16 protein-coding genes are annotated in these 14,268 nt (G+C 65.9%); 6 read left to right on the top strand and 10 right to left on the bottom strand.

From position 1 onward, the window contains the following. Positions 1-13: 13 nt before the first annotated feature. Complete coding sequence (locus ACIBCN_RS17730; RefSeq protein ID WP_396992640.1) at positions 14-661, bottom strand: dTMP kinase; 648 nt, start codon at positions 659-661, stop codon at positions 14-16. A 125-nt stretch (positions 662-786) separates the two neighbouring features. Here ACIBCN_RS17730 and ACIBCN_RS17725 point away from each other — a divergent pair, with 125 nt between their 5' ends. Continuing rightward, complete coding sequence (locus tag ACIBCN_RS17725; RefSeq protein WP_396992639.1) at positions 787-1,029, top strand: hypothetical protein; 243 nt, start codon at positions 787-789, stop codon at positions 1,027-1,029. 56 nt (positions 1,030-1,085) lie between these two features. Here ACIBCN_RS17725 and ahcY read toward each other — a convergent pair whose 3' ends face one another. Continuing rightward, positions 1,086-2,588, bottom strand: a complete 1,503-nt coding sequence (gene ahcY, locus ACIBCN_RS17720) for an adenosylhomocysteinase (RefSeq protein ID WP_396992638.1) — start codon at positions 2,586-2,588, stop codon at positions 1,086-1,088. Positions 2,589-2,689: 101 nt separating this feature from the next. Here ahcY and ACIBCN_RS17715 point away from each other — a divergent pair, with 101 nt between their 5' ends. Continuing rightward, the gene (locus ACIBCN_RS17715) at positions 2,690-3,736 is read left to right on the top strand and encodes a glycerophosphodiester phosphodiesterase family protein (protein ID WP_396992637.1); all 1,047 of its coding nucleotides are present in this window, start codon (positions 2,690-2,692) and stop codon (positions 3,734-3,736) included. 18 nt (positions 3,737-3,754) lie between these two features. Here the strand turns inward: ACIBCN_RS17715 and ACIBCN_RS17710 are convergent, their stop codons facing one another. The 8 genes from ACIBCN_RS17710 to cofD form a co-directional block, all read right to left on the bottom strand. Continuing rightward, positions 3,755-4,996 carry an alkane 1-monooxygenase gene (locus ACIBCN_RS17710; RefSeq protein ID WP_396992636.1) on the bottom strand — a complete coding sequence of 414 codons (1,242 nt, stop codon included), beginning with the start codon at positions 4,994-4,996 and terminating at the stop codon, positions 3,755-3,757. 193 nt (positions 4,997-5,189) lie between these two features. Continuing rightward, a complete protein-coding gene (locus ACIBCN_RS17705; RefSeq protein ID WP_396992635.1) occupies positions 5,190-5,810 on the bottom strand; it encodes a TetR/AcrR family transcriptional regulator in 621 nt (206 codons plus the stop codon). 40 nt (positions 5,811-5,850) lie between these two features. Next, positions 5,851-6,033: a rubredoxin gene (locus tag ACIBCN_RS17700; protein WP_396992634.1), complete on the bottom strand. Its 183-nt coding sequence runs from the start codon at positions 6,031-6,033 to the stop codon at positions 5,851-5,853. After that, positions 6,030-6,203, bottom strand: coding sequence for a rubredoxin (locus ACIBCN_RS17695; RefSeq protein WP_396992633.1), 174 nt, complete (start codon positions 6,201-6,203; stop codon positions 6,030-6,032). Before ACIBCN_RS17695 ends, ACIBCN_RS17700 begins: the two co-directional genes overlap by 4 nt. After that, positions 6,200-7,450 carry an alkane 1-monooxygenase gene (locus tag ACIBCN_RS17690; protein ID WP_396992632.1) on the bottom strand — a complete coding sequence of 417 codons (1,251 nt, stop codon included), beginning with the start codon at positions 7,448-7,450 and terminating at the stop codon, positions 6,200-6,202. The genes ACIBCN_RS17695 and ACIBCN_RS17690 overlap by 4 nt, the downstream gene beginning before the upstream one ends. A 182-nt stretch (positions 7,451-7,632) precedes the next feature. Further along, positions 7,633-8,151: an NUDIX hydrolase gene (locus ACIBCN_RS17685; protein WP_396992631.1), complete on the bottom strand. Its 519-nt coding sequence runs from the start codon at positions 8,149-8,151 to the stop codon at positions 7,633-7,635. A 73-nt stretch (positions 8,152-8,224) separates the two neighbouring features. Further along, positions 8,225-9,565 carry a coenzyme F420-0:L-glutamate ligase gene (locus ACIBCN_RS17680; RefSeq protein WP_396992630.1) on the bottom strand — a complete coding sequence of 447 codons (1,341 nt, stop codon included), beginning with the start codon at positions 9,563-9,565 and terminating at the stop codon, positions 8,225-8,227. Next, positions 9,565-10,560, bottom strand: a complete 996-nt coding sequence (gene cofD / locus ACIBCN_RS17675; RefSeq protein WP_396992629.1) for a 2-phospho-L-lactate transferase — start codon at positions 10,558-10,560, stop codon at positions 9,565-9,567. The genes ACIBCN_RS17680 and cofD overlap by 1 nt, the downstream gene beginning before the upstream one ends. A 522-nt stretch (positions 10,561-11,082) precedes the next feature. Here cofD and ACIBCN_RS17670 point away from each other — a divergent pair. The 4 genes from ACIBCN_RS17670 (at position 11,083) to ACIBCN_RS17655 (ending at position 14,121) form a co-directional block, all read left to right on the top strand. Continuing rightward, a complete protein-coding gene (locus tag ACIBCN_RS17670) occupies positions 11,083-11,316 on the top strand; it encodes a WhiB family transcriptional regulator (protein WP_029901515.1) in 234 nt (77 codons plus the stop codon). Between the two features lie 189 nt (positions 11,317-11,505). Then, a complete protein-coding gene (locus ACIBCN_RS17665) occupies positions 11,506-11,985 on the top strand; it encodes a metallopeptidase family protein (RefSeq protein WP_167768837.1) in 480 nt (159 codons plus the stop codon). 241 nt (positions 11,986-12,226) lie between these two features. After that, positions 12,227-12,607, top strand: coding sequence for a DUF3499 domain-containing protein (locus ACIBCN_RS17660; protein WP_396993298.1), 381 nt, complete (start codon positions 12,227-12,229; stop codon positions 12,605-12,607). A gap of 137 nt (positions 12,608-12,744) precedes the next feature. Beyond that, the gene (locus ACIBCN_RS17655) at positions 12,745-14,121 is read left to right on the top strand and encodes a phosphomannomutase/phosphoglucomutase (RefSeq protein WP_396992628.1); all 1,377 of its coding nucleotides are present in this window, start codon (positions 12,745-12,747) and stop codon (positions 14,119-14,121) included. Positions 14,122-14,268: the final 147 nt, after the last annotated feature.

Here is a 14,268-nt window from a genome sequence, read left to right as displayed (position 1 = left end):
CGCACATCTAACCCTAGCGGGTAATCAAATCGGCCAATCGCGCAGCCAACGTGGCTGGATCGTCACCGGATCGGAATATCCACCACGGCCCATACCAGTTCCGTTGAGCGAGCTCACGGTACACCGCGCCGGTACGGTGCTGCAGCCCGCCATCGCGTTCGTACGCGTCGAGCGCCCGGCTGTCGTCGAGTTCACCGCGCAGGCGCGCTCGCTCGGCCGCGACCTCGGTCGGCACGTCGAGCAATACCTGCAGCGCGGGCACCGGCAGTCCGAACCGCCCGAATTCCAATTCGCCTACCCAGCGCACGATTTCGCCGTCGTCCGATTGTTCGAGCCGGGCCGCCGAATACGCCGCGTTGGACGCGACATAGCGGTCGAGCACCACGATGTCGTTGTCGGCCAAAAGCTTCGACAACTCATCCCTGGCCCCCGCCCGATCGATGGCGAACATCAGCGCCATGCCGTTGATCGACTCGGCCAGATCGCCGTGACCGCCACGCAGCGCCTCGGCCGCCAGGTCGGCATGCACGGATTGCCCATAGCGTGGAAAAGCCATCGTTCGGACGCGTAAACCGCGCGCCCTCAACTCGCCGGCAGCCGCATCGATCAGCGTGCGCTTGCCTGCACCGTCGAGGCCTTCCACCGCAACCAACGCACCCATGCGCAGCAGATTAGTGGCTGGTTGTCGACTACCCATGCGCGGGTTCGCCTGGTGGGTAACGTTTTCGCACCGGGCCACGACTATTGAACCGTCAAACACAGTTGAACATGATCATCTGGAGAACCATGAGCTCGTCCGTCATGTCCCGCACCCCGATCCGCATGACCCTCGCCGCCGTCGGGTTCGGCGCGGCCCTCGTGCTCGGTGGCGGTACCGCCACCGCCGCACCGCTCACCCTCGAGCCCGCCGCGGCACCGGTGGCCGCCAACCCGGCCGCTGTCGCCGACAGCGGCAGTGCCAGCGGGTCGGCATACCCCGGTTCGGTCCTGTGCTGGCTGCTGCACCCCAGCCCGACCTGCCAGATCTGATATCAGCTGATCGAACCCGTCCTGCCGGTCCGAAAGGACCGGCAGAACAACAGGTCTCAGTAGCGGTAGTGCTCCGGCTTGTACGGGCCGTCGACATCGACGCCGATGTATTCGGCCTGATCCTTGGTGAGCTTGGTCAGCTCGCCGCCGAGGGCCTCGACGTGGATCTTGGCGACCTTCTCGTCGAGGTGCTTGGGCAGGCGGTAGACCTCGTTGTCGTATTCGTCCGGCTTGGTCCACAGTTCGATCTGCGCGATCACCTGGTTGGAGAAGCTGTTGGACATCACGAACGACGGGTGGCCGGTGGCGTTGCCCAGGTTCAGCAGACGGCCCTCGGACAGCACGATGATCGCCTTGCCGGACTCCTTGAACGTCCACTCGTCGACCTGCGGCTTGATGTTGATCCGGGTCGCGCCCGAGCGCTCCAGGCCGGCCATGTCGATCTCGTTGTCGAAGTGACCGATGTTGCCGAGGATCGCGTGATCCTTCATCGCCTTCATGTGGTCGAGGGTGATGATGTCCATGTTGCCGGTGGAGGTGATCACGATGTCGGCGTCGCCGATCGCGCTCTCCACGGTGACCACGTCGTAGCCGTCCATCAGCGCCTGCAGCGCGTTGATCGGGTCGATCTCGGTGACCTGCACCCGGGCGCCCTGTCCGCCAAGGGATTCCGCGCAACCCTTGCCGACGTCGCCGTAGCCACAGATCAGCACCTTCTTGCCGCCGATGAGCACATCGGTGCCGCGGTTGATGCCGTCGATCAGCGAGTGGCGGGTGCCGTACTTGTTGTCGAACTTGGACTTGGTGACCGAGTCGTTGACGTTGATCGCCGGGAACACCAGCTCGCCCGCGGCGGCGAACTGGTACAGCCGCAGCACGCCGGTGGTGGTCTCCTCGGTGACGCCCTGTACCGAATCGGCGATGGCGCTCCACTTGCCCTTGTCGGACTCGAAGCGCTCGCGCAGCAGGTTGAGGAACACCTTGTACTCGGCCGAGTGGCTCTCGTCCGCCGGCGGCACCACGCCCGCCTTCTCGAACTGCGCGCCGCGCAGCACGAGCATGGTGGCGTCACCGCCGTCGTCGAGGATCATGTTGGCCGGCCTTGGTGTTGAATCGGGCCCCGCGGGCCAGGTGAGCATCTGCTCGGCGGCCCACCAGTACTCCTCCAAGGTCTCGCCCTTCCAGGCGAACACCGGGATGCCCTTGGGCTCGTCGATGGTGCCGTGCGGGCCGATCACGATGGCCGCGGCGGCGTGGTCCTGGGTGGAGAAGATGTTGCAGGAGGCCCAGCGAACCTCGGCGCCGAGCGCGACCAGCGTCTCGATCAGCACCGCGGTCTGCACGGTCATGTGCAGCGAGCCGGAGATGCGCGCGCCCTGTAGCGGCAGCACATCGGCGTATTCGCGACGTAGCGCCATCAGCCCGGGCATCTCGTGCTCGGCGAGCCGGATCTCCTTGCGGCCGAATTCGGCCAACGCCAGATCTGCCACCTTGAAGTCGATGCCATTACGGACATCGGCGGTGAGTTCAGTTCGGGCGTGAAGTTCTGAGGTCGTCATAGCCTCTGTCTGCCTCTCCTGGAATGTCGGTACCAACACGCAAGGTTAATCGCTGGCGCGGCGGATGGGTACACCGTACTCACCCTTGCTAGCTTGGCGCGATGCCGAACCTCCGCGCCATAGTCACGGCCACTGTCGCCGGGTCCCTCGTCCTCGGTGTGAGCGCCGCCTGCGACAGCCGATCGGACTCGTCACCGGCTACCCCGCCGCGAACGGTGGAGCTGCAGGCGCACCGCGGCGGCCGCGGTCTCACCGTCGAGGAGTCGCTGATCGGCTTCGCCAAGGCGATCGAACTCGGCGTGAGCACACTGGAACTGGACATCGTGCTCACCTCGGACAAAATGCCGATGATCTGGCACGACCCGACGGTGCTCGCGACCAAGTGCGCGGACACCGCGCCGGTGGTGCCGGACGATCCGCAGTTCCCCTACGTGGGCAAGCTGATGCACGAGCTGACCTACGCGCAGACCCAAACGCTGGACTGTGGCAAGACCCTCGCCGATTTCCCCGGCCAGCAGGCGATGCCCGGCAACAAGATAGCCACGCTGCCCGCGCTGTTCGATCTGGTGAAGACCTACCGTGGCGCGCACCTGCGCTACAACATCGAGACGAAGGTGGAGGCCGAGCATCCCGAGCAGTCGGCGGCGCCGCAGGAGTTCGTCGATGTCATCCTGAGCACGGTCGCCGCGGCGGACGAGACCGGCAACGTCGACATCCAGAGCTTCGACTGGCGTTCACTTCCGCTGGTGCGCAGGGCGAATCCGGCGATCCCCCTGGTGGCGCTCTATGACGACACCACCTTCGCCGCCGGCTCGAAGTGGCTCGGCCCGATCCGCTACGAGGACTTCGCCGGCGATCCGCTCGGCGCGGTGCGGGCGCTCGGCGCCAATGCGGCCTCACCCGGTTACTCCGTACCCAACGGCAAGAAGGCGGGCGAACCCGGCTTCGCCCTGGTAGCGGACAAGGCCTACGTCGAGCGCGCGCACGGCCTCGACCTGCGGGTGATCCCGTGGACGGTGAACGACAAGGCCACCATCGCCGCGCAACTCGACACCGGCGTGGACGGCGTGATCACCGACTACCCCGACCGCGCGCGGGAGGTATTGCAGGAGCAGGGGTTACCCCTGCCTCCTGCCTACCACCACTGAGCCGGGGTAGCCGGGCGACTACGCGGCGCCGGACTCCGGCACGTCGGACTCCGCCGAATCCTGCTGCGCCGGGGCCGAATCCGCCTGGGTCGCGGCACGCAGCGTCGCGACGGTCCCATACTGCTCCAGCAGGCGACGGCGCTTGCGCGGATGGATATTCGCCTTGGTGACGTCGCCGTCGTAGTGCTCGAGCACCCGATGGTCCATGATCGCCCGCCACACCGGCGGCACGATCGCGAACAGAATCATCGTCGCGTAGCCGGCGGGCAGCTGTGGCGCCTGCATCGAACTGCGCAGCGTCTGATACCTGCGGCCGGGATTGGCGTGATGGTCGCTGTGCCGCTGCAGATGGAACAGGAAGATGTTGGTGACCAACCGATCGCTGTTCCAGCTGTCGCGCGGCGAGCAGCGCGCGTAGTTCCCGTTCGGGCGCTTCGCCCGCAGCAGGCCGTAATGCTCGATGAAGTTCACCGTCTCCAGCAGCGACGCGCCGATCACGGCCTGCAAGAACAGCCACGGCAGGATGCCGATACCGAAGATCGCGCACATGGTGCCGAACAGCACCACGCTCATCGACCACGCCTGCAGGATGTGGTTGTGCACGCTGAACCAGCGCAGGCCTTTTCGCTGCAGCCGCACCCGCTCCAGCTCGATGGCCGAGCGGAAGCTGCCGAACACACTGCGCGGCAGGAACTCCCACAGCGTCTCGCCGAGCCGCCCGCTGGCCGGGTCATCGGGAGTCGCCACCCGCACGTGATGACCTCGGTTGTGCTCTACGAAGAAATGACCATAGAACGACTGCGCCAGCGCGACCTTGGCCAACCAGCGCTCCGCGTGCTCGACCCGGTGGCCGAGCTCGTGCGCGGCGTTGATGCCGATGCCGCTGACGAAGCCGAGTGTGGCTGCCAGGCCTAGCTTGTCGACGATGGTCAGCTCGTGACCGGCCCACATGGCGCAGGCGATCAACAGGCCGATCAGTTGAACAGGAAGGAAAAGATAAGTGCACCACCGGTAGTACCGGTCGTTGCTCAGCAACTCGTAATCCTCATCGCGCGGGTTGGTGCCGTCCTCGCCGACAACCCAGTCCAGGACCGGGATGACGATCAACACGATGATTGGACCGATCCACCAGAACACCTTTGCGCCCGTTTGCAACACGAGTTGCGAGGGCAACAGAGCGCTCAGTGGAGCGATCAAGCCGAAAACCCATAAGTGACGTTTGGGATCAGTAGATACCGCCGGTTTGCCAACCGTTTGCACGTTTGCCCCGCTAAATAGGAACCCTAACTCCGATGTACGAGAATAGTTCCAGACTGTACGGGCGTTTCGCAGAACTTGACGGCCGAAACGTGATGAGGGTTACATCCATGGCAGTTGGTTTTTAAGCGGGCTCACAGACGCTTGAAGTCCTGGCTTACTTAGTGCAAACAGACTGGGATTCTTCAGGGTTCGATCAGTGATCGATCCGGGCCGCCAGAATCGCCTCGACGTACGGACTCAGCAACGCACTCAACTCTCCCGGCGCGTCCTGCCCGGGGCCCGGCGGCGTCGGGATGTAGCTCATCGCGATGCGAACGAGCGCGTGCGCGATGATCTCCGATTCGGCCGCGGTGGCCGCCACCCAGCTGTGCTGGAAAGCGAGGGACAGTCGACCGGTCGCTTGGGCGAGCAACGGCCCAGCATCAAGAGTGATGAGCCGCAACAGATCCAATTTCACCTCGCCGGCGAGCAGTGATTGCACCAGCGGATCGGACGCGGCGTCAACAAAGAAATTGGTCATTCCCTCACGGAAGGCCGCACGCACATCGCCGACATTGCCGGTGATGGCCGCGTCCACGTGATCGACCAGATCGTCGGCCAGGCGCAGCGCGTACGACTGCGCGAGGCCACTGCGGGAACCGAACTCGTTGTAGAGCGTCTGCCTGCTCACCCCGGCCTTGGCCGCCACATCACCAAGGGTGATCTTGGACCAGTCCCGTTCGGTGAGTAGTTCGCGCATCGCCCCGAGGACCGAGGCGCGCAAGAGTTCACGCGCCGCCTCCTGATAGGGGATGCGGGTTCCGGAGCGCGGCATACCGGCGACCCTGTCACGGGCGGTTCCCGCAGTCAAAACCTCACGACCGTTCGATTTCGACCATGAAGAAGTCGGCCTTGGCCGCGCCACAGTCCGGGCAGGTCCAGTCGTCGGGGATGTCGTCCCAGCGGGTTCCCGCGACGATCCCGTCCTCCGGCCAGCCCATGGCCTCGTCGTATTCGAAGCCGCATTGAATACACTGAAACAGCTTGTATTCTTTCATTTGACAGCTCCCACCAGTTCGAAATCGATCTTTTCCCGGACACCACAGTCCGGACAGCACCAGTCATCGGGAATTTTCGCCCAGGGTGTCCCTGGGGGAAATCCTTCGTGCGGCGCACCTTTCGCCTCGTCGTAAACGTAATCACAGACGGGGCAGCGAAAACGCTTCATGCCCGCACCTCGCCGGTCGCGGCACCGCCTTGGTAGCGTGCAATGATCTTGTCCCGCTTCGCCGGGTGGATGTTCGCGCGCGTGATGTCCCCGTGATAGTGCGCGAGCACCCGCTTGTCCATCACCCGGCGCCACAGCGGCGGGAAGTAGGCCAGCAGGATCATGCTGGCGTAGCCGCTCGGCAGATTCGGCGCACCGTCCCAGCTGCGCAACGTCTGGTAGCGCCGGGTCGGGTAGGCGTGATGGTCGCTGTGCCGCTGCAGGTGGTACAGGAAGATATTGGTCACGATGTGGTCGCTGTTCCAGCTGTGCACCGGCGCCGGCCGCTCGTACCGGCCCGACGAAGTGCGTTGCCGGACAAGGCCGTAATGCTCCAGGTAGTTGACCGCCTCGAGCAGGCTGAAGCCGATCACCGCCTGCAGCACCAAGTAGGGCAGCAGGGCGATGCCGAACACCGCGACCAAGGCCACATACAGCAGCGCCGACATCAGCCATGCGCTCAGCACCTCGTTCCGCAGGCTCCACGGTTTCTTGTCGAGCCGCGCGAGGCGGGTCTTCTCCAACCGCAACGATGACGTCAGGCTGCCCCATACGGTGCGCGGCCAGAACGCCCAGAAGCTTTCGCCGATACGGGAACTCGCCGGATCCTCCGGCGTCGCGACGCGCACGTGATGGCCGCGATTGTGCTCGATATAGAAATGCCCGTAAAACGATTGGGCCAACGCGATCCTGGACAACCAGCGCTCCAGCTGAACCTTCTTGTGCCCCAATTCATGTGCGGTATTGATGCCGATGCCGCCGAGCATGCCGACCGTGATCGCCAAGCCGATCTTGTCGACCAGGTGCAGGCCGTTGTCGAAGCCGAGCCAGCTCACCTGGTCGGCGGTGATCAAATAGCAGGCCATGATCAGCGACGCGTACTGGAACGGCAAATACAGATAGGTGAGATAGCGGTAGTACTTGTCGTGCTCCAGGTACTCCATCACCTCGTCCGGCGGATTGTCGCCGTCAGGACCAAAAAATATGTCCGCCAACGGAATCAGGATGTACACCAGAATCGGCCCGAGCCAGAACGGCACCTGGGCAAGATGACTCCAGCCAATTGCGTTGAGCGCCAGGATCAATGGAATCCCGATCAGGAAAAGGCCGGTGGGGGCGAACAACCCCCACAGCCACATGTAGCGCTTGCGATCGCGCCAGTCCGGGGTGGTCGCCGGCTGCGCGGACGTGTCGGCCTCTATCGACATCGTTGCCTCCAATCCAAAAGCGGCACGTCACGTGTGACGTGCGTTACCTCTGAAATGGACGATAGAGATCGATTTGTCGTTTGTCTAGACAAATCGGCTGATTTGTAAAGCAATGTGGGCGGCCGGAACGCAAACACCCCGGCCGGAGCGGGTCCGGCCGGGGTGTTGGTCGTCGAGGGGTGTTACCGCAGCAGCACGTCGGAGTTCGCGGGCAGCGCGCCGACCGGCCACCAGCGCAGGTCGGTCGACTCCGCGCTGCGCACCGGGACGGCACCCGCGGGCGCGGTGATCCGGAACAGCAGATCGAGATGCCTGGTCGGCACGCCGAGCGAGCAGGTGATCGGATGCGCCTGGGCCCCATACAGTTCCGTCTCCAGCCGCAACCCGTCGATGCCCGACTCCTCGATCGCCTCCCGCAGCGCGGCGCCAGCCACCGTGTCGTCGCCCTCCTCGCAGTGGCCGCCGAGCTGGATCCAGCTACCGACCCGGGGATGCAGGGTCAGCAGCACCTCGCGCTCGTCGTGCGAGAAGACCACCGCCGAGGCGGTGATGTGCCCCGGCGCGTGCTCGCGCAGGCAGCCGCGCGGGGCCGAGCCGAGGAACGCGAGCATCGCCTGGCGCAGCGATTGGTCGGCACCCTCGGCGGGAGACCAGGTTTCGAGTAGTTCGGTGGCCGACGCGTGCAGCGAAGCGGCGCTCACAGCTGCGCCTCGCTAGCGCTCGGCTCCGCCGCGACCGCAGGTGCTGTGTCTTCGGTTCGCTCGCTACGCTCGCTCACAATTCCACAAGCCCGAACCCGGAGCCAGGCACCGGGCGTGGTGTGAGGTCCTCGAGCGGATGGCCGATGGCGATGGCGCCCAACGGATTCCAGTCGTCATCGAGACCGAGCACGTCGCGGGTGAGCTCCGGCGCGAAGATCGTGGACCCGATCCAGCAGCTGCCGAGGCCCTCGGTGGCCAGCGCGACGAGCAGACCCTGCACCGCCGCGCCGACCGCGACGGTGAACATGGTGCGCTCGTTCGCCCGGCGCCGCTCGTCCGGATAAGCGTGCGCGCCGTCCGGCACACAGAACGGGATGATCACCTCGGGCGCGTCGAAAAGGATTCGGCCACGGGCGATTCGGCGCTCCACCCGATCGGGTGCCAGCCCGTCCGCGGTGAGATCGGCACGCCACTTCTCGGCCATCGCCGCCAGCAGCTCGGCCCGCGGACCCGGCTTGCGCAGCCACACGAAGCGCACCGGACGGGTGTGATGCGGCGCGGGCGCGGTCAGTGCCACCGCGACCGCGGCGCGGATCCGTTCGGGATCGACCGGGGCATCGGCGAATTGGCGGATCGAGCGGCGCAGCAGCACCGCCTCGCGGCGCCCGCGCTCGATCGCCTCGGCGGTGCCGAGCCAGAACAGGTCGTCGGTGCCGCCGCGCAGCAGATCCACCGCGCTCGACCCGTCGTCGGTGATCGGCAGCCCGCGCACCACCGCGACCGGCACGCCGCCCAGCTTGCCTTTCACCAGATCCGCCGCGGCGGCCAGCTCGTCCGCGATCGCGACCTGGGTGACGTGCAGCTCGTTGCCCTGCCCGTCCACCGCGCCCGCGTAGTCGTGCAGCACCCGCAGACCGGAGGCGCCGATCGCGGTGTCGGTCTGGCCGTTGCGCCAGGCCCGGCCCATCGTGTCGGTGACGACCACGGCGACCTGCACACCGAGCCGCTCGGCCAGCGCCGACCGCAATGCCTTCGCGCTGGCGTCGGGATCGGCGGGCAGCAGGACCAATTCGCCCTGTTCGACATTGGAGCCGTCGATGCCGGACGCGGCCTGCACGATGCCGAGCTTGTTCTCGGTGATCAGGGTGCGGCCCTTGCGTGCCAGCACCCGCACCGCTTCCTGCTCGACCAGGGCGCGGCGCATCGCGTCGCGTTCCGCCGGATCCAGCGGCGCCTCGACGATGCGGCCCTCGACCTTGGCGACGATCTTGCTCGTCACCACCAGCACATCTCCGTCGGCCAGCCAGGGCGCGCGATCGGCGATGTGCTGCGCGAGGTCGTCACCGGGACGGAACTCCGGCAGCCCCGTGATCGGCAGGATGCTCAGCTCGCCTGCCGCGTGATCGATGGTCATTACTTCACTCCCGCGAGGTCCAGCGCCTCCCGCACCATCTCGGCGGTGGTCGGCGGATCGGTCATCAACAGCGGCACGCTGCGTACTTCGACACCGGGCACGGCCGCGGTGTCGGTGGTGTGGATAAGCCAACCATCCAAAATGCCGGTGGCCGAGCGGGCCCCGTAGTAACGACCGATCGCCTCGGCAGTCGTCTCGATCCCGATCACCGACAGGCACTCGTCGGCCATCCCGCGCAGCGGTTTTCCGTCGATCACCCCCGAAATCCCGATCACCTTGGCGTCAGTCGTGCGCAACGCGCCGCGAATACCGGGCACCGCGAGGATGGCGCCGATGCTCACCACGGGGTTCGAGGGAGCGAGCAAGACCACATCCGCCGACTCTATGATCTCGATCACATTCGGGGCTGGTTTGGCATCCTCTGCCCCAATTGTGGCGAATCCATGGGTCTCGATGTTCGCCCGATAGCGAACCCACCACTCCTGAAAATGGATCGCGCGACGTTCGCCAGGGTTGTCCTGGTCGCTCACAACCACGTGCGTTTCACACCGATCGTCGGTTGCCGGGATCAGTTTCACGCCGGGCTGCCACCTGTTGCAGAGCGCCTCGGTCACCGCGGACAGCGGGTACCCGGCACGCAGCATTTCGCTCCGGACCAGGTGCGTGGCGAGGTCGCGATCGCCGAGACCGAACCAGTCCGGCTGCGCGTTGTACTTCGCCAGCTCTTCCTTGGCGTGCCAGGTCTCGGCGGGCCTGCCCCAGCCACGCTCAGTATCGATGCCGCCACCGAGGGTGTACATGCAGGTATCAAGGTCAGGACAGATTCGCAGGCCATGCATCCAGACGTCGTCACCGACGTTCACGATCGCGGAGACATCGGCATCGGGCAGCAGTTCCCGGACGCCCTGGAGGAAGCGGGCGCCGCCGACACCCCCGACCAGGACGGCAATCCGTGGCCCGCCGACGGGTTCGGTGTCCGCTTGAAGGGAAGTCACATCCGCACAGCCTATGCGCTGTCGGACCGGGCGATGTTCGGGCCATAGTTGCTGGTCATTTGCCCTACTCCGACTCAAGATCATCTTCGAAAGCGTTCGCGGATAGTAACGGAATAGCGACGGTCGCTTGACCATCGACACGTCCGGCGTGTCTAATCACAGTCATGTCATTTCGGGTTCGCGCGAGAGTGCAAGGCGCGAACGGCTTTTCGAACAGATGTTCGCATCGAGATGACGAGCTCGGGGACGTCCGCGGGACAACGTCGCGGGGTATGGCCGTCGGTAAGCGTGTTGGTCCGACGGATCGAATCATTCTGCGCTAACACACAGTGAGGAGGCGGAGCGATGGCCAACGAGATGGTCTCGCCGACCGATTCCACAGCAGGCGCAGCACGTGGCGTCTGCGCAGACAACGGCTGGATCGATCGTGAGGGGGGTGACGAAGTCTCGATGGTTCAACCTGACCAGGGTGACGAAGCGTCAGCGCCCCGGCTCAGCCTGATCGTCACGGGCTTCGACGAGATGTTCGAATCCATCGAAGAGCAGTGGCAAGAGCGTGCCCTGTGCGCGCAGACCGATCCGGAGGCGTTCTTCCCAGAGAAGGGCGGCTCGACTCGCGAGGCGAAACGGATCTGCATGGGCTGCGAGGTGCGCGACGAGTGCCTGGAATACGCACTCGCCCACGATGAGCGCTTCGGCATCTGGGGTGGCCTCTCCGAACGGGAGCGCCGCCGCCTCAAGCGTGGCATCGGCTAGAAAAGACTTGGGTTGACCCCCGAGTTATCCGCAAGCGCGACAAGTCGCCACGGCGACAACGGTTCTCGCGAGACACGGGTAGCTCCGGGGGTACGCCCGACCCGCACCCGGAGTCCGTCGGCAGGCAACACGGCCGACGCGGGCAGCACTGGGTGCGCGGGCGCCGGGCGGGCTGACTAGGTTTTACCCATGGCACGTTCCCGGAATCGTCGTCCACCGACCGCGCGGTCGGTGATCCGCCGTGGTCGCGGGGTACGTGGGCCGATGTTGCCGCCCACGGTGCCCGCCTGGCGCACCAGGGGCCAGAAGTTCGACCGGCTGGTGCTCGAGGCGTTCGCCCCACTGGACACGCGCTGGCACGACCGGCTCACCAAACTCGATATCGCGGTCGACGACGTGCCGAAAATCCGTCCGCTGCACCCCGATTCGGTCACCTGGCCGGACGAAGTCGTCGCCGACGGCCCGGTGCCGCTGTCCCGGCTCATCCCGGCGGGCGTCGACCGGCACGGCACGGCGACCCGCGCCAGGGTGGTGCTGTTCCGCAAGCCACTCGAGCTGCGCGCCAGCGATCCCGACGATCTGGTCGACCTGCTGCGCGAGGTGCTGGTCCAGCAGATCGCCACCTATCTCGGCGTCGACCCGGACATCATCGACCCCGAACCCGAGTAAAGACAGACCAAGCCGCGCGCACCTCGGTAACGAATGTTGTTGCGAGCAGCGATAACTGATTACCGACACCGCGTGCGCGGCCCGCAGACCGCGCACCGACACCACTCGGGTGCCACCGCACGGCCCGAGGCCCCTCGCCCGTCACCGGCAGCCGCCGCGTGACGGGAGTTTTTGCCCGATTCCTGAGCGTGTCTAGCCGCATCGGCACGCCGGGAGGGTTACTCTCATCGGCGTGATCCCCATGCGTCGTTGCTGCCGTCCAGGTTGCAAGAATCCGGCCGTCGCGACGCTCACCTATGTGTACTCGGACTCGACCGCCGTCGTCGGACCGCTCGCGACCGTCGCCGAACCACACTCCTGGGATCTCTGCGAAACACACGGCTCCCGCATCACCGCCCCGAAGGGCTGGGAAATGGTTCGCCACGAAGGCGGATTCTCCTCCAGCACACCGGATGACGATGACCTGACCGCGCTCGCCGAAGCGGTCCGCGAGGCCGGCCTGCGCCGCCGCCCACCCGAACACGACCAGCGCGGCTACCGTGACTATGCCCCGCCGCCGCAGCGCACCACGCGCACCGGCCGCAGGGGACACCTCCGGGTACTTCCCGACCCGCCCTCCTGAACAAACCGCGGACCAGGCCAACCCTTTGCGTCGCAACCGCTGTGCTGAACCCACCCCGTCGGCTACGCCGCCTGCCATCCCCTGTTCTGAACCCACCCCGTCGGCTACGCCGCCTGCCATCCCCTAGGGTGGTCACCATGACACTCGCCCGCTCCGCCGAATTCGTAAACGCGGTGATCAAGGCTTACGACGTTCGCGGTGTGGTCGGTGAACAGATCGACGCCGAATTCGTCAGGGACATCGGCGCATCCTTCGCCAGGCTGATGCGCGCGGAAGGCGCGACGCGGGCCGTCATCGGACACGACATGCGCGACTCCTCCCCCGAGCTGTCCAACGCCTTCGCCGACGGTGTGCTCGCCCAGGGCCTCGACGTGGTGCACATCGGGCTCGCGTCCACCGATCAGCTCTACTTCGCGTCCGGCAGCCTGAACTGCCCCGGCGCCATGTTCACCGCGAGCCACAACCCGGCCCGCTACAACGGCATCAAGATGTGCCGCGCCAAAGCCATTCCGGTGGGCCAGGACACGGGCCTGGCCACCATCAAGACCGAGGTCGCCGAGGGCGTGCCCGGCTACGACGGGCCGCACGGCACCGCGACCAGCGTCGACCTGCTCGCCGATTACGCGACCTTCCTGCGCGGCCTGGTCGACCTGTCCGCGGTCCGCCCGCTCACCATCGCGGTGGACGCGGGCAACGGCATGGGCGGCCACACCGTGCCCGCCGTGTTCGACGCGCTGCCGCAGGTGACCATCGTCCCGCTGTACTTCGAGCTGGACGGCTCGTTCCCCAACCACGAGGCCAACCCGCTCGACCCGAAGAACCTGGTCGATCTGCAAGACCTGGTGGTGAAGTCGGGCGCCGACATCGGTCTCGCCTTCGACGGCGACGCCGACCGCTGCTTCGTGGTGGACGAGAAGGGCGACCCGGTGTCCCCGTCCACCATCACCGCGCTGGTCGCCGAGCGCGAGCTGGTCAAGGAGCCCGGCGCGGTCATCATCCACAACCTGATCACCTCGCACGCGGTGCCCGAGCTGGTCACCGCGCTCGGCGGCACCCCGGTGCGCACCAGGGTCGGCCACTCGTTCATCAAGCAGCAGATGGCCTCGACCGGCGCGGTGTTCGGCGGCGAGCACTCCGCGCACTACTACTTCCGCGACTTCTGGGGCGCCGACTCCGGCATGCTCGCGGCGCTGCACGTGCTTGCCGCACTCGGCGAAAAGGACCGGCCGGTCTCGGAGCTGATGGCGGCATATGAAACATATGCGGCCTCCGGAGAGATCAATTCCACAGTGCCGGACGCGAAGGAGCGGACGATGGCTGTGGTGGAGGCATTCGGGGATCGGACGATCTCGGTGGATAGGCTGGACGGCGTGACCATCCAGCTGGCCGACGACGCCTGGTTCAATCTGCGCGCGTCCAATACCGAACCGCTGCTCAGGCTGAACGTCGAAGCCAGATCGCCGGAAGAAGTAGACGCACTCGTAACAGAGATTCTGAGCATCGTCCGCTCCTGACTGGGATAGTGGAATTACGGCGGATGGAATCACATGCTCAGGATTCAGCGAAGGGCTGGGAAGAAGTAGACGGCTCGGCCCGATGCAGAGATTCTGAGCATCGTCCGCTCCTGACTGGAATAGTGGAATCACAGGCCTTGGATTCGC

Origin of the sequence: Nocardia sp. NPDC051052 (assembly GCF_044456045.1) — a bacterium.
Taxonomy (GTDB): domain Bacteria; phylum Actinomycetota; class Actinomycetes; order Mycobacteriales; family Mycobacteriaceae; genus Nocardia.
Note: the sequence above shows the minus strand (reverse complement) of the source record. Positions and strands in the feature narration are given on the sequence as shown.

Bases quoted from the DNA above. Each gene is read 5' to 3' on its own strand.
- ACIBCN_RS17655 (WP_396992628.1), top strand. From the start codon at position 12,745: ATGACACTCGCCCGCTCCGCCGAATTCGTAAACGCGGTGATCAAGGCT.
- ACIBCN_RS17705 (WP_396992635.1), bottom strand. From the start codon at position 5,810: ATGCCGCGCTCCGGAACCCGCATCCCCTATCAGGAGGCGGCGCGTGAA.
- ACIBCN_RS17700 (WP_396992634.1), bottom strand. From the start codon at position 6,033: ATGAAAGAATACAAGCTGTTTCAGTGTATTCAATGCGGCTTCGAATAC.
- ACIBCN_RS17695 (WP_396992633.1), bottom strand. From the start codon at position 6,203: ATGAAGCGTTTTCGCTGCCCCGTCTGTGATTACGTTTACGACGAGGCG.
- ACIBCN_RS17690 (WP_396992632.1), bottom strand. From the start codon at position 7,450: ATGTCGATAGAGGCCGACACGTCCGCGCAGCCGGCGACCACCCCGGAC.
- ACIBCN_RS17725 (WP_396992639.1), top strand. From the start codon at position 787: ATGAGCTCGTCCGTCATGTCCCGCACCCCGATCCGCATGACCCTCGCC.
- ACIBCN_RS17660 (WP_396993298.1), top strand. From the start codon at position 12,227: ATGCGTCGTTGCTGCCGTCCAGGTTGCAAGAATCCGGCCGTCGCGACG.
- ahcY (WP_396992638.1), bottom strand. From the start codon at position 2,588: ATGACGACCTCAGAACTTCACGCCCGAACTGAACTCACCGCCGATGTC.
- ACIBCN_RS17730 (WP_396992640.1), bottom strand. From the start codon at position 661: ATGGGTGCGTTGGTTGCGGTGGAAGGCCTCGACGGTGCAGGCAAGCGC.
- ACIBCN_RS17670 (WP_029901515.1), top strand. From the start codon at position 11,083: ATGTTCGAATCCATCGAAGAGCAGTGGCAAGAGCGTGCCCTGTGCGCG.
- ACIBCN_RS17665 (WP_167768837.1), top strand. From the start codon at position 11,506: ATGGCACGTTCCCGGAATCGTCGTCCACCGACCGCGCGGTCGGTGATC.
- ACIBCN_RS17715 (WP_396992637.1), top strand. From the start codon at position 2,690: ATGCCGAACCTCCGCGCCATAGTCACGGCCACTGTCGCCGGGTCCCTC.
- ACIBCN_RS17680 (WP_396992630.1), bottom strand. From the start codon at position 9,565: ATGACCATCGATCACGCGGCAGGCGAGCTGAGCATCCTGCCGATCACG.